General features: G+C 55.9%; 20 protein-coding genes, 3 tRNA genes and 1 pseudogene. 22 read left to right on the plus strand and 2 right to left on the minus strand.

Annotation, left to right across the window (positions count from 1 at the left end; genetic code table 11):
- Positions 1-757 (minus strand): hypothetical protein (locus IFT53_RS19330; RefSeq protein ID WP_192096954.1); only part of this gene is annotated, 757 nt, incomplete at its 3' end.
- 276 nt (positions 758-1033) lie between these two features.
- Here IFT53_RS19330 and IFT53_RS19335 point away from each other — a divergent pair.
- Positions 1034-2638, plus strand: coding sequence for a S8 family serine peptidase (locus IFT53_RS19335; protein WP_192066569.1), 1605 nt, complete (start codon positions 1034-1036; stop codon positions 2636-2638).
- 86 nt (positions 2639-2724) lie between these two features.
- A complete protein-coding gene (locus tag IFT53_RS19340) occupies positions 2725-2943 on the plus strand; it encodes a hypothetical protein (protein ID WP_192066567.1) in 219 nt (72 codons plus the stop codon).
- 83 nt (positions 2944-3026) lie between these two features.
- Here IFT53_RS19340 and IFT53_RS19345 read toward each other — a convergent pair.
- Positions 3027-3102: transfer RNA gene (locus IFT53_RS19345), tRNA-Val, on the minus strand.
- A gap of 609 nt (positions 3103-3711) precedes the next feature.
- On the opposite strand from IFT53_RS19345, the gene IFT53_RS19350 reads away from it, so the two are divergent.
- From IFT53_RS19350 to mce, 20 genes and pseudogenes are all read left to right on the plus strand, one after another.
- Positions 3712-3788 (plus strand) — tRNA-Asp (locus tag IFT53_RS19350).
- 43 nt (positions 3789-3831) lie between these two features.
- Positions 3832-3908: transfer RNA gene (locus IFT53_RS19355), tRNA-Asp, on the plus strand.
- A 486-nt stretch (positions 3909-4394) separates the two neighbouring features.
- Entirely contained in the window at positions 4395-4760 is a 366-nt protein-coding gene (locus tag IFT53_RS19360) for an NADH-quinone oxidoreductase subunit A (RefSeq protein WP_192066566.1), read from the plus strand.
- On the plus strand, positions 4751-5332 hold the full coding sequence (locus tag IFT53_RS19365; protein ID WP_192066564.1) for a NuoB/complex I 20 kDa subunit family protein: 582 nt from the start codon (positions 4751-4753) through the stop codon (positions 5330-5332). Before IFT53_RS19360 ends, IFT53_RS19365 begins: the two co-directional genes overlap by 10 nt.
- Before the next feature lie 20 nt (positions 5333-5352).
- Complete coding sequence (locus IFT53_RS19370) at positions 5353-5955, plus strand: NADH-quinone oxidoreductase subunit C (protein ID WP_192066562.1); 603 nt, start codon at positions 5353-5355, stop codon at positions 5953-5955.
- Complete coding sequence (locus IFT53_RS19375; protein WP_042619663.1) at positions 5952-7142, plus strand: NADH-quinone oxidoreductase subunit D; 1191 nt, start codon at positions 5952-5954, stop codon at positions 7140-7142. The genes IFT53_RS19370 and IFT53_RS19375 overlap by 4 nt, the downstream gene beginning before the upstream one ends.
- Positions 7142-7396, plus strand: a complete 255-nt coding sequence (locus IFT53_RS19380; RefSeq protein ID WP_042619662.1) for a hypothetical protein — start codon at positions 7142-7144, stop codon at positions 7394-7396. Before IFT53_RS19375 ends, IFT53_RS19380 begins: the two co-directional genes overlap by 1 nt.
- A 16-nt stretch (positions 7397-7412) precedes the next feature.
- A pseudogene (nuoE, locus tag IFT53_RS19385) lies at positions 7413-8216 on the plus strand (NADH-quinone oxidoreductase subunit NuoE); the annotation flags it as partial.
- Between the two features lie 25 nt (positions 8217-8241).
- Complete coding sequence (gene nuoF, locus IFT53_RS19390) at positions 8242-9546, plus strand: NADH-quinone oxidoreductase subunit NuoF (protein WP_067652768.1); 1305 nt, start codon at positions 8242-8244, stop codon at positions 9544-9546.
- Between the two features lie 173 nt (positions 9547-9719).
- Entirely contained in the window at positions 9720-11801 is a 2082-nt protein-coding gene (gene nuoG, locus IFT53_RS19395) for an NADH-quinone oxidoreductase subunit NuoG (RefSeq protein ID WP_192066559.1), read from the plus strand.
- Positions 11802-11813: 12 nt separating this feature from the next.
- Entirely contained in the window at positions 11814-12857 is a 1044-nt protein-coding gene (gene nuoH, locus IFT53_RS19400) for an NADH-quinone oxidoreductase subunit NuoH (protein WP_192066557.1), read from the plus strand.
- A gap of 38 nt (positions 12858-12895) precedes the next feature.
- Complete coding sequence (gene nuoI, locus IFT53_RS19405; RefSeq protein WP_042619657.1) at positions 12896-13387, plus strand: NADH-quinone oxidoreductase subunit NuoI; 492 nt, start codon at positions 12896-12898, stop codon at positions 13385-13387.
- A gap of 134 nt (positions 13388-13521) precedes the next feature.
- Complete coding sequence (locus tag IFT53_RS19410) at positions 13522-14136, plus strand: NADH-quinone oxidoreductase subunit J (protein WP_042619656.1); 615 nt, start codon at positions 13522-13524, stop codon at positions 14134-14136.
- A 29-nt stretch (positions 14137-14165) separates the two neighbouring features.
- Positions 14166-14474 carry an NADH-quinone oxidoreductase subunit NuoK gene (gene nuoK / locus IFT53_RS19415; protein ID WP_042619655.1) on the plus strand — a complete coding sequence of 103 codons (309 nt, stop codon included), beginning with the start codon at positions 14166-14168 and terminating at the stop codon, positions 14472-14474.
- 7 nt (positions 14475-14481) lie between these two features.
- The gene (gene nuoL / locus IFT53_RS19420) at positions 14482-16479 is read left to right on the plus strand and encodes an NADH-quinone oxidoreductase subunit L (RefSeq protein ID WP_192066555.1); all 1998 of its coding nucleotides are present in this window, start codon (positions 14482-14484) and stop codon (positions 16477-16479) included.
- Positions 16479-17990 (plus strand): NADH-quinone oxidoreductase subunit M, encoded by a 1512-nt coding sequence (locus IFT53_RS19425; RefSeq protein ID WP_042619653.1) that lies wholly within the window; start codon positions 16479-16481, stop codon positions 17988-17990. The genes nuoL and IFT53_RS19425 overlap by 1 nt, the downstream gene beginning before the upstream one ends.
- Positions 17991-18008: 18 nt before the next feature.
- The gene (gene nuoN, locus IFT53_RS19430) at positions 18009-19451 is read left to right on the plus strand and encodes an NADH-quinone oxidoreductase subunit NuoN (protein ID WP_192066553.1); all 1443 of its coding nucleotides are present in this window, start codon (positions 18009-18011) and stop codon (positions 19449-19451) included.
- Between the two features lie 11 nt (positions 19452-19462).
- Positions 19463-20218 carry a biotin--[acetyl-CoA-carboxylase] ligase gene (locus IFT53_RS19435; RefSeq protein WP_192066664.1) on the plus strand — a complete coding sequence of 252 codons (756 nt, stop codon included), beginning with the start codon at positions 19463-19465 and terminating at the stop codon, positions 20216-20218.
- A gap of 192 nt (positions 20219-20410) precedes the next feature.
- Positions 20411-22078: a ribonuclease J gene (locus IFT53_RS19440; protein ID WP_192066551.1), complete on the plus strand. Its 1668-nt coding sequence runs from the start codon at positions 20411-20413 to the stop codon at positions 22076-22078.
- Between the two features lie 30 nt (positions 22079-22108).
- Positions 22109-22513 carry a methylmalonyl-CoA epimerase gene (gene mce / locus IFT53_RS19445; RefSeq protein WP_192066550.1) on the plus strand — a complete coding sequence of 135 codons (405 nt, stop codon included), beginning with the start codon at positions 22109-22111 and terminating at the stop codon, positions 22511-22513.
- Positions 22514-22533 lie beyond the last annotated feature (20 nt).

Raw genomic sequence — 22533 nt, forward strand, 5'->3', positions numbered from 1 at the left:
GTGTGATGTTCGTGATCTGGCAAACAGGCGTCAGCGTCACGTTCTGCTGCTGCTGCTGAGGTGCAGCATTGGCGGCTGCGCCATTGCAAACGAACGGAATTCCTGTGGAGCAAACTGGCGTGATGTTCGTGATCTGGCACACTGGCGTCAGCGTCACGTTCTGCTGCTGCTGAGGAGCAGCATATGCGGCTGCGCCGTTGCATACGAACGGAATTCCTGTGGAGCAAACGGGCGTGATGTTCGTGATCTGGCACACTGGCGTCAGCGTCACGTTCTGCTGCTGTTGCTGAGGAGCAGCATATGCGGCTGCGCCGTTGCATACGAACGGAATGCCTGTGGAGCAAACCGGTGTGATGTTTGTGATCTGGCACACGGGTGTCAACGTCACGTTCTGCTGCTGCTGAGGTGCAGCATAGGCGGCTGCGCCATTGCAAACGAACGGAATTCCCGTTGAGCAAACCGGTGTGATGTTAGTGATCTGGCAAACTGGCGTCAGCGTCACATTCTGCTGCTGCTGAGGTGCGGTGGTTGGTAAACCGCAGCCCTGCACGGCAGTCTGGCAACCCATAAGACTTGTTTGCGGGCAATGCCAGTAGGCCGTTGGCCCGACAGGCGTGCCCTGTTCTGCCGCTGGCGGGCAATGCTGAACCGCAGTGTGGCAGCCATAGAGGCTTGTCTGTGGGCAATGCAGGTAGGCCGTTGGGCCTACGACTGTTTGAGCTGCCGGTTGGCAACCCCAATAAGAAGTAAAAGTCATCGATCAATTCCCGAATTCACAGTTGAAGGGGGTTTTGTGACATGTCTGGAAAGTGCAGCCAGCCAAGTGCAACCACCGGTAATTGCCTCGCTTGCCAACAACTCGCCTTTGACGGGAATTTTCCTACTGTACTTTTTTAGGTTGTGCAATTAAAAACTACATTTATTACGAGTATGTAAAAACTGACTGTCGGATCGCGTGTATTAGCATTACAATGAACATCCGCCGGTTTAGGCAATTCCAGTAATCCCCATGGTGTTTTAGGAGACGAAAATCATGACCTCCGATACAACTGAAAATACGGGCGATGGCCCCGATAACCCCAACTCTCCTCCCAGCCGTTTCATCATTTCGCATCGCATGGCGCCGTACAGGGCAGGGCGCGCCCGCCGTTCGGCAAAGAGCAACTTCAGTGAGCGTCTGAGCCGTGCCCTGGGCGGCTCTATGGATATCGTTAGCGATAACGGCATGGAGCGCGAGGATGTGCGCCGGGTTCTCGTCGTCGAGGCAGACGAAGAAGAGTTGCAAGCGAAAATGCGCGACCTTGCGCCGGATACCATTATGGAGCGGGAATTTTTGCGCTGGCCTGCATCCCTGCGGCTTGCGCCCTGGGGTAGCCCTGAAGCTCCGCCTCCACTTTCAGAGCAGATGCCTTCCAACAGCAATGCCTCGGCGGCAACGCCTGTCTTTACCTTCCGCGTCACCTCGGCGGGTTCACCGGTTGCCAATGCCACTGTCGAGTTGAGCTTGCTTGCAGTCCAAGCTGGTGCGCAACCGAGCAGCAGCAGCGTCAGCGCATCAACGGATGCGCAGGGTCTGGCCACCCTGCCATTCGACATGGCGCAGTGGCAGCCGGTAACGGCACAGATATCACCGCGTGGGCGAGTGTGGTCGGGTATGGTGGTTCAACCCGTATCGGGTGGGATGGTTGATCTTGCTCGGCTGCCAACATCCGGGCCGCTGGGTTGGTGGCATCGCCTTGCGGGAATCAACACCTTCGATCCGCAGGCAGGGGCTGGCATTCGTGTTGGCGTTATCGATTCGGGGTTGGGGCCGCACCCCTATCTCGATCACATTGTCGCCGCCGGGGCCTTTATCGATGGTGTTTTTCAGCCCGGACCAGACGCCACGGCAGATGTTCTGGGGCATGGTTCTCATGTGTCAGGCCTTATTGGCGCCCGCCCGCCAGTCGGTGGTGCCGATTTCGCGGGTCTTGCGCCGGGTGCTGATGTTTTCACTGCCCGCGTGTTTGCGCCGAACAAAGGGGCAAACCAGGGCGATATTGCCGCCGCAATCGACGCGATGGTCAATGCTCATGAGGTGGATATCATCAATCTCAGCCTTGGCGGCCAACCTTCCATCATCGAATATGATGCGGTACTGGCTGCCTATGGAAGCGGCACCCTGTGCATTTGCGCCGCTGGCAATAATTTTGGCCAGGCGGTGCTGGCGCCGGCAAGCTATCCCTTGTCTGTTGCCGTCTCGGCTGTGGGTATGCCCGGCACCTTTCCCGCTGGCAACCTTGCCAATTTCACAATGCCATCGCAACTGGATCGATACGGCAAGGGTGGCCTTTTCCTGCCAAGCTACGCCAACATCGGGCGACAGGTTACGGTTACAGCGGCAGGCTCGGCTGTCATATCCACCGTTCCGACCGATGAGTCGGAACCGGCGCCCTATGCAGACATGTCCGGCACCTCCATGGCAACGCCCGTCACTACAGGCGCACTTGCAGTTCTTCTGTCGCGAGATGTGATTTACAAAAACCTGGCAAGAACATCCGCACGCGCCAAATATGCGCGCGCCATTCTGGAGGATGCAGCGCTTTCCATCGATCTGGCGCAGCAATATCAGGGAGATGGCCTCAGCCGCGCTCAATAAGGGCGACACGCAAACACATGCCATCCGACTCGCTCCTGTGTCGGATGGCAGATTCGTGCGATAAGTGTCCCTAAATGGAGGGCGCGATGACCAACCCGGAAAAAATCTACCTGATCACCATCCGCCACAGCGCGCCCCAGCCGGATAACTGGCAGAAAACGCTCTCGCAGACATCAGGCATAACCCTCATTTCCAGCATAGGCCGACACGCGCGCACCAAAGCCACGCCCGAGAACCTGGAATCAGCCCTTGTCGCCCTAGGTCCGAACGCAATGGCGGAAGAGGAATTGCCACGCCATATCTGAAAAGCAGTAAAAGCAGGGACAAATAGCAAATACCATCCGTGCTTGCGGAGTATCTGGATAATATTAAAAATTTTAGGGGTTAATGGTGGGCGATGAGAGACTCGAACTCCCGACATCCTCGGTGTAAACGAGGCGCTCTACCAACTGAGCTAATCGCCCTTCGCGTCTTGCAGATCATGTCCGCCGCGTCGGTGGCCGTGATCTATTAGGATCGGAAAAAAACCGCAAGTGCTTTTGTGAAGTTTTTTGTTTTTTTTTGTTTTTTGTGTGGATAGGCCCCATCTGGACGGCCGTATTTTAGCCCCGAAAAGCCTGCTTCCTAGGGCTTTGAGCCGGATATGCAGATTTTTCCGCTGATTGCCTCTATATGAGGGCAGGGCAGGCTGCGGCGCTTACCTATCTGACGCTGACCACTTTTTGCGCGAATCCATCTTTGCGCCGCATGTCAGAAAGAGCTGAAAGCGCGCAACGATGAACATCATCCGCATAATGTCTTGTCGACCCGTCGATTAGGTCGCAGGGATTCGCTTCCGAAAGCAGATCGGGACGCCTGTGGAAAACTATTGCGGGTCTTTGTAAAAAAAAAGCGTTGAGCGAAAATGCCGGGAAACCGGGCATCTACGGAAGTTTGTGAATGCAAAATGCACAAGCTTATTCTTTTGTCGTGAAACTTGCTTGACACTCAAACACGAACGCCTTAGTTAGCCGCTCAACGAACTGCAGAGGCAAGTTCGTAAGGCGGGTTTCGGCCAGTCTTTTAAGGAATGTGCGGGTGTAGCTCAGTTGGTTAGAGTGCCGGCCTGTCACGCCGGAGGTCGCGGGTTCGAGCCCCGTCACTCGCGCCATTCCTTCCTCGAAGTCTACGGATCTGAAAGATCCTTAAAATGCGCGGGTGTAGCTCAGTTGGTTAGAGTGCCGGCCTGTCACGCCGGAGGTCGCGGGTTCGAGCCCCGTCACTCGCGCCATTTTATTCTCCTCCAGATCCAATCGTAAGACTTCGCAAGGTGCCCAAGGGTATTTTTGCCTTTTGTCAGCTCTGTTAAGAAGCTTCCGCGATGTCGCTTTTTGCTTCGCTTAATGTGCTGACTGCATCCTTTTGTCACATTGCATTTCCCGCCAAATTTCTTGTCAATCAGGCTCAAGTCTGGATGGAATTTTTCGCCATTTTTTTGTTCCATTGTGGACAAAAATTTGCGACGATTGGGTATGGTGCGCAAAACGAATATTGTCTAATCGATTGAAGCGGTTAGCGGTATCTTTAGGGTTTTGTGTGCATATAATGGGGCAAGAGAATTTGGTGTCCAAGTCACGATTGGCTTGAAATGGCACTTAATCTCTTGCAGAGAGAGCGTGGCTGCGATAACCACAGCGGCGTTGCAACATATTTCGGCCCTATGGATTCCACTGACCATAACGGCATGCTCGACGCTCGGTCGGGCAAGGAAGAGACAATGACTGAACTCCTCAGTTCCTACATTCCGATCGCAATCTTCATTGGTATCGCGCTTGTCATCGGTTTGGCGCTGTTGATTGCGCCTTTCGCTGTTGCCTACAAGAACCCCGATCCGGAAAAGCTATCCGCTTTCGAGTGCGGCTTTAATGCGTTTGATGATGCGCGCATGAGGTTCGACATTCGGTTCTATCTGGTGTCGATCCTGTTTATCATCTTCGACCTTGAAGTCGCTTTCCTGTTCCCGTGGGCCGTGTCCTTCGGTGAAATCGGTTGGTTCGGTTTCTGGTCCATGATGGTTTTCCTGGGCGTTCTCACCATCGGCTTTATTTATGAATGGAAGAAGGGGGCACTGGAATGGGCGTAGTTCAAAACGACACGCTTGTCGCACCAAAGCCCAAGGGCATTATCGATCCCGCCACAGGCAAGCCTGTTGGCAGTGATGATGGCTACTTTACTGAAATCAACGACGAGCTGGCCGATAAGGGCTTTCTCGTTACATCCACGGACGAACTCATCACCTGGGCCCGTACCGGCTCCTTGATGTGGATGCAGTTCGGTCTGGCGTGCTGTGCTGTCGAAGGTCTCATGCAGGCTTCCGGTCCGCGTTACGACATGGAGCGCTTTGGCGTGGCTCCGCGCGCTTCGCCGCGCCAGTCTGACGTCATGATCGTAGCCGGTACGCTGACCAACAAGATGGCGCCTGCGCTCCGCAAGGTCTATGACCAGATGCCTGAGCCTCGTTACGTCATTTCGATGGGCTCCTGCGCAAATGGCGGCGGTTATTACCACTACTCCTACTCCGTAGTGCGTGGCTGTGACCGCGTGGTGCCGGTCGATATTTACGTGCCGGGCTGTCCCCCCACGGCAGAAGCGCTGCTTTACGGCGTGCTGCTGCTGCAAAAGAAGATCCGGCGTACCGGTACGATCGAGCGTTAAGGGCAGAGGACAGAGAAGCAATGAGCGAAGCTCTTAATGATCTTGCCGCCTACATCAATGAAGCGCGCGGTTCCCTGCTGGAATCGTCGGCCATTGCCTATGGCGAACTGACGCTGAACACGACGCCGGAGCGCATCATCGCGCTTCTGACATTCCTGCGCGATGACGTGCAGTGCGGTTTTGTGAACATTATCGATATCTGTGGCGTTGACTGGCCGACACGCGAAAAGCGTTTCGACGTTGTCTATCATCTGCTATCGCCGCGCCAGAACTTGCGTGTTCGCGTCAAGCTTCAGGTCGCCGAAGACGAAGCCGTTCCATCGGCAACGTCAGTCTTTATTGGTGCGGAGTGGTTCGAACGCGAAGCCTGGGACATGTATGGCATTCCGTTTGAAGGCCATTCAGACCTGCGCCGCATTCTGACCGATTACGGCTTTGAAGGTCATCCGCTGCGCAAGGATTTTCCGCTCACGGGCTTTGTGGAGGTGCGCTATGACGATGTTCTGAAGCGCGTTCTTTACGAGCCGGTCGAGCTGAAGCAGGAATTTCGCAATTTCGACTTTCTCTCCCCTTGGGAAGGAACAGACTATGTTCTTCCGGGCGATGAAAAGGCAAAGCCATGACAGAGCATAACGTCCGCAATTTTACGATCAACTTCGGCCCGGAACACCCGTCTGCGCACGGTGTGTTGCGTCTCGTTCTTGAACTCGACGGCGAAGTCGTTGAGCGCGTTGATCCGCATATCGGCCTGTTGCATCGCGGCACGGAAAAGCTGATCGAAAGCAAGACCTATCTTCAGGCCCTGCCTTACTTCGACCGGCTTGATTACGTCGCGCCGATGAACCAGGAGCATGCTTTCGCGCTCGCCGTCGAGAAGCTGCTTGGTCTTGAAATCCCGATGCGCGGCCAGTTGATCCGCGTTCTTTTCTCGGAAATCGGCCGTATTCTTTCGCACATCATGAACGTCACGACCCAGGCTATGGACGTTGGCGCCATGACGCCGCCGGTCTGGGGTTTCGAAGAGCGCGAAAAGCTCATGGTATTTTACGAGCGGGCTTCCGGCGCACGTCTCCATGCTGCCTATTTCCGTCCGGGTGGCGTTCACCAGGACCTGCCGCCAGAGCTTGTCGATGATATCGGCAAGTGGTGCGATCCCTTCATCACGTTCCTTGACAATGTCGAGGGTCTGTTGACCGAGAACCGCATCTACAAGCAGCGTAACGTCGATATTGGCGTCGTGTCGCTTGAAGATGCATTTGCATGGGGCTTTACAGGCGTCATGGTTCGCGGCTCAGGCGCTGCATGGGATTTGCGTCGCGCACAGCCTTACGAGTGCTATTCCGATCTCGAATTCGACATTCCTGTGGGCAAGAACGGCGATTGCTATGACCGTTATTTGATCCGCATGCAGGAAATGCGCGAATCGATCAAGATCATGAAGCAGTGCGTTGAGCTTTTGCAGGGCAAGCACCGCGTTGGCGCCGTGTCATCGCTCGATGGCAAGGTTGTTCCGCCAAAGCGTGGCGAGATGAAGCGTTCGATGGAAGCGCTCATCCACCATTTCAAACTCTACACTGAAGGCTATCACGTTCCCGCCGGCGAAGTGTATGCAGCGGTCGAAGCGCCCAAGGGCGAGTTCGGCGTGTATGTCGTCGCGGATGGTTCGAACAAGCCTTACCGCTGCAAGATCCGCGCTCCTGGCTTTGCACATCTGGCAGCCATGGATTACCTTTGCAAAGGTCATCAGCTTGCTGACGTGACAGCTGTTCTCGGCTCTCTGGATATCGTGTTCGGGGAGGTTGACCGCTGATGCGATTGCCGCTGGCCATATCGGCTTTTGTTGCCGCGACGGCACCCGTATTCGCCCAGACGGCGGATGTGGGTGTTTCTTCGCAGGCAGGCGGCGGTTCATCTTCTGTCAAGCAACTTCTGTCACAGGGATACGAGATCAAATCGTCTCTTCCCAATGGCGGAAAATTCATTGTGTTCATGCAAAAAGACAAAACGGCCTATGCCTGCGAATTCGTCACGGTGACGAGATCGCGGTGCGAGTCGTTAAACTGATGGGGCGTGAGGTAGTATGTCCGTTCGTCGACTAGCCGAAGACCAGTTCCAGCCCACCGGGTTCGCGTTTAACGCGGACAATAGCGCGTGGGCGGAAAAAACGATCCAGAAGTATCCTCAGGGACGCCAGCAGTCAGCGGTCATTCCGCTGCTGATGCGCGCTCAGGAGCAGGATGGCTGGGTCACCCGCGCCTGCATCGAGAAGATCGCCGACATGTTGGATATGGCTTATATCCGCGTGCTTGAGGTTGCGACTTTCTATACGCAGTTCCAGCTGAAACCAGTTGGTACCCGTGCGCATATTCAGGTCTGCGGCACAACGCCCTGCATGCTACGCGGCTCTGAAGCGCTGATGGATGTCTGTCGCCACAAGATCCACCATGATCCGCTCACGCCCAATGAAAGCGGTACGCTTTCATGGGAAGAGGTGGAATGTCAGGGTGCGTGCGTCAACGCCCCTATGGTCATCATCTTCAAGGATGCCTATGAGGACCTGACGCCGGAGCGGCTGGAAGAAATCATTGATACATTCGAGGCAGGCAAGGGCGATACCGTCAAGCCAGGTCCGCAGATCGACCGCCATCTGTCCGCTCCGATCGGTGGTCTCACCACCTTGACGGAAGAGACAAAGCCGGATCGTTCCAACCTCGATAAGCCAGCGGAAGCGCCAGCCGCCGACGCCGCAGCGCCAACGCCGCCTTCCAATGCTGCAAAGCCGAAAACCGACGCGCCGGAGACTGATCCGAAGCTCAAGACACCCGTAACGGACCCGAAGGCAGCAGAGGCGAACGTCAAGGCTGTCGAGAAGGAAAACTCCGGCAAGAAGCCGCAGTGAGAGGTCAAGCATGTTAAAAGATCAGGATCGCATCTTTACCAATCTCTACGGCCTCAAGGACACCTCTCTGAAAGGCGTTCTTGCGCGCGGACATTGGGATGGCACCAAGCAGATCATCGAAAAGGGTCGTGACTGGATCATCAACGAAATGAAGGCGTCCGGCCTTCGTGGTCGTGGTGGTGCGGGCTTCCCGACTGGCCTCAAATGGTCCTTCATGCCGAAGGAAAGCGACGGCCGTCCTCACTATCTGGTCGTCAATGCCGACGAATCCGAACCAGGCACCTGCAAGGACCGCGAAATCCTGCGCCACGATCCGCACACGCTGATCGAAGGCTGCGTGATCGCCGGTTTCGCCATGAGTGCGCATACGGCTTATATTTATGTTCGCGGTGAATATATGCGCGAACGCGAAGCGCTTCAGGCCGCAATCGACGAGTGCTACGATGCCGGCCTGCTGGGCAAAAACAACAAGAACGGTTGGGATTTCGATATCTACGTTCACCACGGCGCAGGTGCCTATATCTGCGGCGAGGAAACGGCGCTGCTCGAAAGCCTGGAAGGCAAGAAGGGCCAGCCGCGCCTCAAGCCGCCATTCCCGGCCAATATGGGCCTCTATGGGTGCCCGACGACGGTCAACAATGTCGAGTCCATCGCCGTTGCCCCGACTATCTTACGTCGTGGCGCATCGTGGTTTTCTTCCATAGGCCGCCCGAACAATGTCGGCACGAAACTGTTCATGGTTTCAGGCCATGTCGAGCGTCCTTGCACCTTCGAAGATGCTTTGGGCCTTTCGTTCAAGGAACTGATCGAGCGTCACTGTGGTGGCATTCGTGGCGGATGGGATAATCTTCTCGGCGTCATTCCAGGCGGCGCATCGTGCCCCATCGTTCGCGGTGAGGACATGAAGGATGCCATCATGGATTTCGATGGCATGCGTGAAGTAAAGTCCTCCTTCGGCACGGGTGGCATGATCGTCATGGACAAGTCCACCGACGTCATCAAGGCCATTGCCCGCATCGCGGCGTTCTTCAAGCATGAGAGCTGTGGTCAGTGCACCCCTTGCCGCGAAGGCACGGGCTGGATGTGGCGCGTGCTGGAACGCATGGTCAAGGGCAACGCGCAGAAGCGCGAAATCGACATGCTGTTTGAAGTTACGAAGCAGATCGAAGGCCACACTATCTGTGCGCTTGGCGATGCTGCTGCATGGCCAGTTCAGGCATTGATTCGCAATTTCCGTCCGGAAATCGAAAAGCGGATCGACGAATATACCTACAGGGCCATGGATGACGGCGCTGTGCTTGAGGCTGCCGAGTAACACCGGCCAAAGTAACGCCCGAAGGGTGTTGCGAGAGGCGGGGATCGGGTGTACCGGTCCCTTATATCGTTAAAGCGTCTTGCGGATTTTGAGTCTGCTCGATGTCATCAGGATTTGTTGCGGAACGCATGAGACGGTGCGGGACGGACAGGCAACAGGACGTAAGTAGGACCATGACAAAGCTCAAGGTTGACGGTAAAGAGATCGAAGTCCCAGATCATTTCACGCTGTTGCAGGCGTGTGAGGAGGCTGGTGCCGAAGTTCCTCGCTTTTGTTTCCACGAGCGTTTGTCGGTCGCGGGCAATTGCCGCATGTGTCTCATCGAGGTGAAGGGCGGGCCGCCAAAGCCTGCGGCATCGTGCGCTATGGGCGTGCGCGATATTCGCGGAGGCCCCAATGGCGAACTGCCAGAAGTTTTCACCAACACGCCTATGGTCAAGAAGGCCCGAGAAGGCGTGATGGAATTTCTTCTCATCAACCATCCGCTCGATTGTCCCATCTGCGACCAAGGCGGCGAATGCGACCTTCAGGACCAGGCCATGGCTTTCGGTATTCCTGGCTCGCGTTACTCTGAGAACAAACGCGCTGTTGAGGACAAGTACATCGGGCCGCTCGTCAAAACGGTCATGAACCGCTGCATTCACTGCACGCGCTGCGTTCGTTTCACCACCGAAGTTGCTGGCATCTCTGAACTTGGCCTGATCGGCCGTGGCGAAGATGCCGAAATCACGACGTATCTCGAGCAGGCGATGACGTCGGAGCTTCAGGGTAACGTCGTTGATCTTTGCCCGGTTGGTGCGCTGACATCGAAGCCATTCGCCTTCACCGCGCGTCCATGGGAACTCGGCAAGACCGAAACCATCGACGTGATGGATGCCCTTGGTTCTGCGATCCGCGTGGATACCCGTGGCCGCGAAGTTATGCGCGTCATGCCGCGTGTCAACGAGGCAATCAACGAAGAGTGGATTTCCGACAAGAGCCGCTTCATCTGGGATGGCTTGAAAACGCAGCGTCTCGACAAGCCTTACGTCCGCAAGGATGGCCGCTTGCAGCCAGCCACATGGGGTGAGGCTTTCGGCGCTATCAAGGCTGCTATGGCTTCGACATCGGGCGAAAAGATCGGCGCAATTGCTGGCGACCTGTCGACAGTTGAAGAAATGTTTGCGCTGAAGTCGCTGCTGGCGTCTCTCGGTTCCACAAATGTCGATTGCCGTCAGGATGGCGCAGCGCTTGATCCATCGCTGGGTCGTGCGAGCTATCTGTTCAACGCCACCATCGAAGGCATCGAAAATTCCGACGCTCTTCTCATCATCGGCTCGAACCCACGTTTCGAAGGTGCTGTTCTCAACGCACGCATTCGCAAGCGCTGGCGTCGCGGCGGTTTCCCGATTGGTGTGATCGGCGAAGCTGGCGAATTGCGTTATGATTACGAATATCTCGGCTCTGGAACGGATACTTTGTCTGATCTGGTCAGCGGTGAACATAGCTTCATCGAAAAGCTGAAGGCCGCGAAGAACCCGCTCATCATTGTAGGGCAGGGTGCCTTGTCACGCGAAGATGGCGCGGCTGTTCTGAGCGCTGCAGCAAAGCTCGCCGTTTCCGTAGGCGCTGTATCTGCTGAATGGAACGGCTTCTCTGTTCTTCACACGGCTGCTGCTCGCGTTGGTGGTCTGGACATTGGTTTCGTTCCTGCAGACAAGTCTGCCAACGCAGCGTCCATCGTCGCATCTTCGGAGGTTCTTTTCCTTCTGGGTGCAGATGAGATCGACCTTTCTGCCAAGGCAGCAAAGCTCACCGTTTACATCGGGTCGCATGGTGACGCTGGCGCAATGGCTGCCGATGTCATTCTGCCTGGTGCTGCCTATACCGAAAAATCTGGTATCTGGGTCAACACCGAAGGCCGCGTGCAGATGGGCAATCGCGCCGGGTTTGCGCCGGGTGAAGCCCGTGAAGACTGGGCAATCCTGCGTGCACTTTCCGACGTTCTCGGCCAGAAGCTGACATTCGATTCGCTTTCGGCGCTGCGCGCTCAGCTTTACCTCGCGCATCCGCATATGGCTGATGCCGATGAGATTGCTGTTGCCAACGGGGCTGATCTCGAGGCGCTGGCTACAAAGGCTGGAACTTTGTCCAACGCGGGCTTTGCTTCGCCGGTAAAGGACTTTTATTTGACGAACCCGATTGCGAGAGCGTCTGCTGTCATGGCCGAGTGTTCCGCATTGGCCCGCAACAACTTCAAGGCTGCGGCAGAGTAAGGGTAGGGGATTATGGACTCGTTTTTCTGGAGCTACGTCTGGCCAGCGCTGATTATTGTCGGCCAGTCTCTGCTGCTTCTCGTTTTGCTGTTGGTGTCGATCGCCTTCCTTCTTCTCGCAGACCGTAAGATCTGGGCTGCCGTACAGTTGCGCCGTGGTCCCAACGTTGTTGGTCCTTTCGGTCTCTTCCAGTCGTTCGCCGACCTTTTGAAGTTCATTCTGAAAGAGCCGGTCATCCCATCGGGCGCCAACAAGGCAGTGTTCCTGCTGGCTCCGCTGGTTGCCGTGACGCTGGCGCTTGCGACTTACGCCGTCATCCCGTTTGCGGATGGTTGGGTGATTGCCAATATCAATGTCGGCATTCTCTACATCTTCGCGATCTCGTCGCTCGAAGTCTATGGCATCATCATGGGTGGCTGGGCGTCGAACTCGAAATATCCTTTCCTCGGCGCGCTTCGTTCTGCCGCACAGATGGTGTCCTACGAAGTCTCCATCGGCCTCGTTATTGTCACCGTTCTGCTCTGCGTTGGTTCGTTGAACCTGACAGATATCGTCAACGCTCAGCACACCGGCATCGGCACATCGCTTGGCTTGCCGTCATCCTTCTTGGATTGGCACTGGTTGCCGCTGTTCCCGATGTTCATCATCTTTTTCATCTCGTCGCTGGCGGAAACAAACCGTCCACCGTTCGATTTGCCTGAGGCTGAATCGGAACTTGTCGCCGGTCACATGGTGGAGTATGGCTCCACTCCGTACATGATGTTCATGTTGGGCGAATATGCTGCCATCGTTCTGATGTGCTGCCTGACGACCATCCTCTTCCTGGGTGGCTGGTTGCCGATCGTTGATGTGTGGTTCCTGAACTGGGTGCCGGGTATCATCTGGTTCATCCTGAAGGGCGGCATGGTCTTCTTCATGTTCGGCTTGGTTAAGGCATTCGTCCCACGTTACCGCTATGACCAGTTGATGCGTCTTGGTTGGAAGGTCTTCCTGCCTCTGTCACTCGCCATGGTTATTATTGTTGCATTCGTACTCAAGCTGACGGCGGGGGCATAAGATGTCCGCAGTCCTCGCTTGCAGATTTGGAGGTTGAGATGGCCAGTCTTTCACAAGCCGTCAATTCGCTGTTTCTCAAGGAATTCGTAGGCGCGTTCTTCTTGACGATGCGCCACTTCTTCAAACAGAAGGCAACGGTGAACTATCCATTCGAAAAAGGCCCGGTCAGCCCGCGCTTTCGGGGTGAGCATGCACTTCGTCGTTATCCCAATGGCGAAGAACGCTGCATCGCTTGCAAGCTGTGCGAAGCCATCTGTCCTGCCCAGGCGATAACCATCGAAGCAGGCCCGCGCCGCAACGATGGCACGCGCCGCACGGTTCGTTACGATATCGACATGGTAAAGTGCATTTATTGCGGCTTCTGCCAGGAAGCCTGCCCGGTCGATGCTATCGTTGAAGGGCCGAATTTCGAATTCGCAACCGAGACCCGTGAGGAGCTGTATTTCGACAAGCAGCGGCTTCTTGATAACGGCGACCGTTGGGAACGGGAAATTGCTCGCAATCTTGCTCTGGATGCGCCTTACCGTTAAGGCACATCCTTGTATCGAAGCACTGCTTCGACGTGGGTAAAACAGTCACTGCCTGTCGGTTTTCGCTGACGGGAATAAAACGGGCATACGGCTTTTCGGCCGTGTTTGTCCGGTGAGGACAAAAAGGCACCAACATGGGTCTGCACGCTGTATTCTTTTACATATTCGCCTTCGTCGCAGTTGCGTCAGCGTTTATGGTCATCGCTTCGAAGAACCCCGTTCACTCGGTGTTGTTCCTCATCCTGACATTCTTCAACGCGGCGGCGCTTTTCCTGCTGACGGGTGCAGAATTCCTGGCCATGATCCTGCTGGTCGTTTATGTCGGCGCTGTGGCGGTGCTGTTCCTCTTCGTCGTCATGATGCTGGATGTAGACTTTGCAGAACTTCGCTCTGGCGTTCTGCAATACGCTCCGATCGGTGCGCTGGTCGGGATCATTCTGGCGGCCGAGCTGATCATCGTCGTTGGCGGCAGCGTGCTTAACCCGCAGGCAGCGAAATCCATCACCATGCCAATTCCCAACCCGGCAGAGCGCGCCAATACGGCAGCACTCGGTGACGTGCTCTACACCAACTACGTTTACTTCTTCCAGTTGGCCGGTCTGGTGCTGCTGGTTGCGATGATCGGCGCAATTGTGCTGACACTTCGCCACCGCACAGATATCAAGCGGCAGGATATTGCCACCCAGGTCGGTCGCGATCCCAAGACCGCTGTCACGACAGTCAAGGTCAAGCCGGGTCAGGGCATCTAAGGCGCGAACGGATCCAAGGAAAACATATTATGGAAATCGGTCTTTCCCATTACCTCACGGTCAGCGCGGTCCTCTTCACGATCGGCATCTTCGGTATCTTTCTCAACCGTAAGAATGTCATCGTTATCCTGATGTCGATCGAACTGATCCTTCTTGCGGTCAACCTCAACATGGTCGCGTTCTCGTCCTTCCTGAACGATATTGTTGGCCAGGTTTTTGCGCTGTTCATTCTGACCGTTGCTGCTGCGGAAGCTGCCATTGGTCTTGCAATACTCGTTGTCTTCTATCGCAACCGCGGTTCCATTGCCGTGGAAGACGTCAATATGATGAAGGGCTGATAAGGCTATGATCTACAAAGCTATCGTCTTTCTTCCGCTGATCGGCTTCCTGATCGCTGGCCTTTTCGGCCGCGCTATCGGCGCCAAGGCTTCGGAATATGTCACCACCGGCCTGATGATCGTCGTCGCGATCTTGTCGTGGATCGTCTTCTTCGATGTCGCGCTTCTGAGCCATGAAGCCGGCGAAGTCATCAAGGTCACTGTGCTGCGCTGGATCCAGTCCGGTGGCATAGACGTCGAATGGGCGTTCCGCATCGATACCTTGACGGCTGTGATGTTCGTCGTCGTCAACACCGTGTCGACCCTGGTTCACGTGTACTCCATCGGGTACATGCACCACGATCCGCACCGTCCGCGCTTCTTTGCCTATCTGTCGCTCTTCACCTTCGCCATGCTCATGCTGGTTACATCTGACAATCTGTTGCAGATGTTCTTCGGCTGGGAAGGTGTTGGCCTGGCGTCCTACCTGCTGATCGGCTTCTGGTTCAAGAAGCCTTCTGCTTCGGCTGCGGCCATGAAGGCCTTCATCGTCAACCGCGTCGGTGACTTTGGCTTCATTCTCGGCATTTCCGGTCTTTTTGTGCTGTTCGGTTCGGTGAACTTCGAGACGATCTTTGCTGCTGCAGGCACCTACCTGCCTGCCGATGGCGCTGCCTCTACCGATGTCGTCATCAATCTGTTTGGCATGCAGCTGGACAAGGCCCATGCGTTGACAGGCGTTTGCCTTCTGCTCTTTATGGGCTCGATGGGTAAGTCTGCTCAGTTCCTGCTGCACACTTGGTTACCCGACGCGATGGAAGGCCCGACACCTGTTTCGGCACTCATTCACGCTGCAACAATGGTCACGGCCGGTGTGTTCCTTGTCGCACGCATGTCGCCGATCTTTGAACTGTCGCCAGATGCACTGACCTTCGTTACTCTGATTGGCGCGATCACCGCATTCTTTGCAGCCACCGTCGGCCTTGTTCAGAACGACATCAAGCGCGTCATTGCCTATTCGACCTGTTCGCAGCTCGGTTACATGTTTGTTGCACTCGGGGTCGGCGCCTATGGCGCAGCCGTGTTCCATCTCTTCACGCACGCCTTCTTCAAAGCGTTGCTGTTCCTTTGTGCAGGCTCCGTCATTCACGCGGTGGATGGTGAGCAGGACATGCGTCACATGGGTGGTCTGCGAAAGCACATTCCTATTACCTTCTGGACGATGACAATCGGTACACTGGCGCTGACAGGCGTTGGTATTCCGGGCACCATGTTCGGTTTCGCAGGCTTCTTCTCCAAGGATGTGATCATCGAATCTGCTTATGCATCGCACAATGCAGTTGCAGGCTTCGCCTTCACGCTTCTGGTCATCGCCGCGCTGTTCACGAGCTTCTATTCCTGGCGCCTGGCATTCATGACGTTCTTCGGCAAGCCGCGTGCATCTGCTGATGTCATGCACCATGTGCATGAATCGCCGATGGTTATGCTGATTCCGCTGTTCATTCTGACAGTTGGTGCCATCTTTGCGGGCGTTGCGTTAGAGGGCCACTTCTTCGGGCATGAATATTCGGAATTCTGGAAGGGCGCCCTGTTTACGCTTCCGTCCAATGAGATTCTGGAGGAGTTCCACCACGTGCCTTTGTGGGTCAAGTGGAGCCCGTTCTTCGCCATGGCACTTGGTTTCGTGACGGCCTGGTACATGTATATCAAGTCGCCTGAGACGCCGAAGCGTCTGGCAAAGACCCACCATGGCCTTTACCAGTTCCTGCTCAATAAGTGGTACTTTGACGAACTTTATGATTTCCTCTTTGTTCGTTCCGCGAAAGCGCTCGGTCGCTTCCTGTGGAAAAAGGGCGATGTTGCTGTCATCGACCACTACGGACCCAACGGTATTGCCGCGCGCGTGGCTGATGTGACCAACCGCGTCGTTCGTCTGCAATCCGGCTACCTCTATCATTATGCCTTCGCAATGCTAATCGGCATTGCCGGGCTTGTCACCTGGATGATGCTCGGGAGTGCCCTCTGATGACCGATTGGCCTATTCTTTCAACGGTCACCTTTCTGCCGCTCGTCGGCGTGGTGCTCTTGCTTCTGACAAACGCGAATGGCCCATTCGGTCGCCGTAACGTTCTCAACGTCTCGCTGCTGACGACCGTCTTTACCTTCGTCGTCTCCCTGTTCATCTGGATCGGCTTCGACAATTCGAACCCCGGCTTCCAGATGATTGAGAAGCATGCATGGTTCGGTGATCTCGCTGCCTATCATCTGGGCGTCGATGGCATCTCGATGCTGTTCGTGATCCTGACGACATTTCTGATGCCCTTTTGCATTCTGGCCAGCTGGAATTCGATTGAGAAGCGTATCAAGGAATACATGATCGCCTTCCTGCTTTTGGAAGTCGTGATGATCGGCGTTTTTGTCGCGCTGGATACGGTTCTGTTTTACGTGTTCTTCGAAGCGACTCTGATACCGATGTTCATCATCATCGGCGTCTGGGGCGGCAAGGATCGCGTCTACGCATCCTATAAGTTCTTCCTCTATACGCTTCTCGGCTCGGTTCTGACGATGCTCGCGATCATGGCGATGTACTGGCAGGCTGGCACCACGGATATGACGTTGCTGTTGAAGCACGGCTTTCCGGCTGGCATGCAGACGTGGCTCTGGCTTGCCTGTTTCGCAGCCTTTGCGGTGAAGATGCCGATGTGGCCTGTCCACACCTGGCTTCCGGATGCCCACGTTCAGGCACCGACCGCTGGTTCCGTCATTCTGGCGGGTGTCATGCTGAAGCTTGGCGGTTATGGTTTCATCCGCTTCTCGCTTTCCATGTTCCCGATTGCATCGGATTACTTCGCGCCGTTCGTCTTCACTCTGTCTGTCATCGCCATCATCTACACCTCGCTGGTTGCGATGATGCAGGACGACATCAAGAAGCTGATCGCCTATTCGTCTGTTGCCCATATGGGTTATGTAACGATGGGTATCTTCGCGGCCAATGTTCAGGGCGTGCAGGGTGCCATCTTCCAGATGCTGTCGCATGGTATCGTTTCGGGCGCGTTGTTCCTTTGCGTTGGCGTGGTCTATGACCGGCTCCATACACGCGAGATTTCCGCTTACGGAGGTCTCGTCAACAACATGCCGAAATATGCCGTTGCCTTCATGGTCTTCACCATGGCCAATGTCGGTCTGCCTGGCACATCCGGCTTCGTGGGTGAATTCCTGACGATTATCGGCGTGTTCCGGGCCAATACCTGGGTTGCACTGTTTGCCGCGACTGGTGTTATCCTCTCCGCGTCCTATGCGCTGTGGCTCTACCGCCGCGTTATCTTCGGTGCGCTGGAGAAGGAAAGCCTTAAGGCTATGCTCGACCTTTCTACCCGCGAAAAGCTTATGCTGTATCCGCTGGTGGCGCTGACGATCTTCTTCGGCGTCTACCCGGCACCGGTTTTCGATGCTACGGCAGCGTCGGTGGACCTTTTGATCAATAATTATACGGCCGCATTGCAGGCAGCGCAGAATGTTGCGCTTTCTCTGAACTGACGACAGGACCCGTAGGACATGACCGCTGAAATTCTTTTTGCCAGTCTGCGCATCGCGACGCCCGAGCTGATCCTTGCGGTCGGCGCTCTGGTGCTGCTTATGATTGGGGTCTTCTCCGGGGACAAGTCGACCAACACAGTTACGGGTCTTGCCGTAGCACTTCTGGTCGTCGTTGGTCTGTGGATCATCTTTGCACCTGCCAATGGCGAAGCCTTTGGCGGTGTTTACGTGGCCGATGCCTTCGGCAATTTCATGAAGATCCTGGCACTGATCGGTGCCATTGTCGCCATGATCCTGTCTGTCGGCCATAGCCGGGTCGAGCCTATCGGGCGCTTCGAATTCCCGGTGTTGCTGGTTCTTGCAACGCTCGGCATCCTCCTGATGATTTCGGCCAATAACCTGATCTCGCTCTACATGGCGCTGGAGCTCCAGTCGCTTGCGCTCTACGTCATCTGTGCCATCAACCGCGAAAGCCTGCGCTCCACAGAGGCCGGTCTGAAGTACTTCGTCCTGGGTGCACTGTCTTCCGGTATGTTGCTCTACGGCATGTCGCTGGTCTATGGCTTCACCGGCAATACCGGCTTCAATGAAATTGCGGCCGTTCTCTCGTCTGAGACACGCTCGCTCGGTCTCGTCTTCGGTCTGGTCTTCGTGCTTGCTGGTCTTGCATTCAAGATTTCTGCGGTTCCATTCCACATGTGGACGCCCGATGTTTATGAGGGTGCACCAACGACGGTTACGGCCTTCCTGGCTGCTGCGCCTAAGGTCGGCGCTATGGCTATCCTGGTCCGTATCGTGATTGATGCGTTCCAGCCTGTCTTTGCTGATTGGCAGCAGATCGTCGTTTTCATCTCCATCGCGTCCATGCTGCTCGGTGCCTTCGCGGCTATTGGCCAGCGCAACATCAAACGTCTGATGGCCTATTCCTCCATCAGTCATATGGGTTATGCGCTTGTAGGCCTTGCGGCTGGCAGCGAGGCTGGCGTTGCTGGCGTGCTGCTTTACATGGCCGTCTACATGGGCATGACGCTTGGTACTTTCGCCTGCATTCTTGCCATGCGCCGCAAGGACATTGGCAATGTCGAAGATATCGATGATCTCGCAGGCCTTGCGTCGTCCAACCCGATCATGGCGCTGGTCATGACCATCATGATGTTCTCGCTCGCTGGCATTCCGCCGCTGGCTGGCTTCTTCGGAAAATACTATGTTTTCCTCGCAGCCATCGAGGCGCATCTTTACCCGCTTGCGGTTATTGGCGTCATCGCTTCGGTTGTCGGTGCCTATTACTATCTGCGCATCGTCAAGGTCATGTGGTTTGATGAAGCCAAGGGTGGCTTTGAAAAGGCAGCGATTGAACTGCGTGTCGTTTACGCGCTCTCTGGCCTCTTTGTGCTCGGCTTCATTCTCTTCGGCGGTATGCTGGGCAACGCGGTAAGCGTTGCAGCAAAGACGTTCTTTTGAGCGACACACGCATGAAAACGGGCCGGGTGTCATTGGATGACTTCTGGCACGAGGCGGTGGCGGAAACGTCATCAACCAATATAGAGTGTTTTGCCCGGGCAAGGGCAGGTGATGGCGGCAATCTCTGGGTTACCGCCATCCGGCAGACCGGCGGGCGCGGCCGCCGAGGCAGACCATGGGTGTCAGAGCCCGGCAATCTCTATGCCTCCCTTCTTCTCATTGATGCGGCTCCCATGGAGCATATTGGCTCTCTGCCGCTGGCCTTCGCGCTGGCGGTTTATCGTGCTGTGGGCTCGGTGCTACCAGTTGGGTCTGCACGACTCGAGATTAAATGGCCGAACGACATTCTCATTGGCCGGAAGAAAACCTGCGGCATTTTGATGGAAGCGGAGACATTGCCGGATGGGCGCTCAGCGCTCGTCATTGGCATCGGCATCAATATCGCCCATATGCCCGCAGATCCGGCTTATCCCGTTACGCGCCTTGGTGAACACGGTGCAACATGCGGCCCGGATGAGCTTTTTGCCCATCTTTTCCGTGAGGCGGCGCATATCTTGCAGATGTGGAACCGTGGGCAGGGCGTGGCAGATGTCATGCGCCTGTGGCGTGCTGCGGCCTGTGGCATCGGAGAGCCGATCACAGTCAATTTGCCGGATCGTTCTATCCACGGGCGTTTTGCCGGAATTGATGATAAGGGTTTTCTGCTGCTGGAAGAAGATGGCGGTCCTACCCGCGCCATCGCCGCTGGCGACGTGTTTTTCGGTTGAACTGCACGGTGCGTTAAAGCGCCGAGGTTCGACATTGTAATCTGGAGCATTCCTGCTGCTCGGTAAATGCAGGGCGCCCGCTTGGCCATGCATCGGCCATCTCGGTGTGATTGATGAAAACCGATGCTTATCGCCTCGCTCTCGCACGTCCTTGCACGTGACGTTGCCAGGCATGATTGGACGAACACAGTAATGACGACAAAAGACGAATTCGTATTCTTGCCGCTGGGCGGCGTCGGCGAAATTGGCATGAACCTGGCGCTCTATGGCTACGGCCCGGCGTCCAAGCGTCAATGGATCATGGTGGATTGCGGCGTAACATTCGCAGGGCTTGATCTGCCAGGCATCGATCTCGTATTGCCCGATATCAGCTTTATTGAAGCGCAGCTCGCAAACCTCAAAGCCATCATCATCACGCACGCGCATGAAGACCACTATGGTGCGCTAAACGACCTCTGGCCGAGCCTCAAAGTTCCGGTCTATGCGTCCGGCTTCACCGCGGGCATGCTGGAAGCCAAGCGCAATTACGAGGGAACCCGCGCAGAAATTCCCATCACGCCGTTCAAGGCGGGTGATCGTATCAATGTCGGTCCGTTCGAGATCGAAGCTGTCGGCGTCAACCACTCCATTCCTGAGCCGATGTCGCTCGTCATCCGCACGCCGCTCGGCAATGCCGTGCATACGGGCGACTGGAAGATAGACCACGCGCCATCGCTTGGACCGTTTACCGATGAAGCACGCTTCCGAGCCATCGGTGAAGAAGGCGTTCTGGCCATGATGTGCGATAGCACCAACGCGCTGCGCGATGGTGTCTCTCCTTCCGAAGAGCAGGTCTCCGAAGGCCTGCGTCAGATCATCGAAAATGCCGAAGGCCGCGTCGCGGTCACAACCTTCTCGTCCAATGTCGGGCGCATTCGCTCTATTGCCCAGGCGGCTGAACGTGCGGGCCGTGAAGTGCTGTTGCTCGGTAGTTCGCTGAAGCGAGTGGTCAATGTCTCGCAGGATCTCGGCATCATGGAAGGCATTAAGCCGTTCCTCGCCGAAGATGAATTTGGTTATATTCCGCGCAACAAGGTTGTCATTATCCTGACCGGCTCTCAGGGCGAAGCGCGTGCGGCGCTGGCAAAGCTTTCCCGCGATGAGATGCGCAATGTTGCCTTGGCGGCTGGCGATACGGTGGTGTTTTCATCCCGCGCCATTCCCGGCAATGAAAAGGGTATTCAGGACATCAAGAACGGCCTGATAGAGCAGGGCGTTCACATCATCACGGATAATGAAGCGCTGGTTCACGTGTCCGGCCACCCGCGTCGCAGCGAACTCTTGCAGATGTATGAGTGGGTGAAGCCGCAGATTCTGGTTCCGGTCCATGGTGAAGCCGCGCATCTGGTGGCGCAGAAGGAACTGGCAGAGCAGGCTGGCATCGGGCAGGTTCCGAAGGTCCGCAACGGCAATATTCTGCGCCTTGCGCCCGGTCCAGCCGAGGTGATCGACGATGCGCCGCATGGCCGTATCTTCAAGGATGGCCGTCTGCTGGGCGATTTCGAAGAAATGGGCATTGGCGATCGTCGGAAGCTCTCCTTCGCCGGTCACGTCTCCATCAATGTCCTGCTGGACAGCCGCTATGATTTCCTGGGCGATCCCGATGTCATTCCATTCGGCCTGCCGGAATTCGATGATGAAGGCGAAGCCATGGAAGACACGCTCTATGATGCCGTCCTGGGTGCGGTCGAAAGCATTCCGCGTGCGCGCCGCAAGGATTTGAATATGGTGCAGGAATCGGTGCGCCGCGCTGTTCGCGCCGCTGCCAATCAGGTCTGGGGCAAGAAGCCAATCGTCACGGTGTTCGTCACCAAGGTTTAAGATCGGTTGCAGCTATTTGGAAGGGTAAGCATGCTTGGTCGTATCAACCATATCGCAATTGCCGTGCCGGATCTGGCTGCGGCAGTTTCCACCTATCGTGACACACTGGGTGCTGCGGTTTCGCAGCCCCAGCCTTTGCCGGAACATGGCGTGACGGTCGTGTTCGTAGAGCTTCCCAATACCAAGGTGGAATTGCTGGAACCGTTGGGTGAAAAATCGCCCATTGCGGCGTTTCTCGAAAAGAACCCAGCGGGCGGAATGCACCATATCTGCTATGAAGTGGAAGATATCATCGCCGCGCGCGATCACCTCAAGGCAGAGGGTGCGCGTGTGTTAGGGGATGGAGAGCCGAAGATCGGCGCCCATGGAAAGCCGGTGCTTTTTCTTCACCCGAAGGATTTTTTCGGTACATTGATAGAGCTTGAACAGATCTGAAACCCGAAGCGGGTTTGATC

The sequence above is a fragment of the Rhizobium sp. CFBP 13644 genome, from assembly GCF_014842165.1.
Lineage (GTDB): Bacteria > Pseudomonadota > Alphaproteobacteria > Rhizobiales > Rhizobiaceae > Agrobacterium > Agrobacterium tumefaciens_C.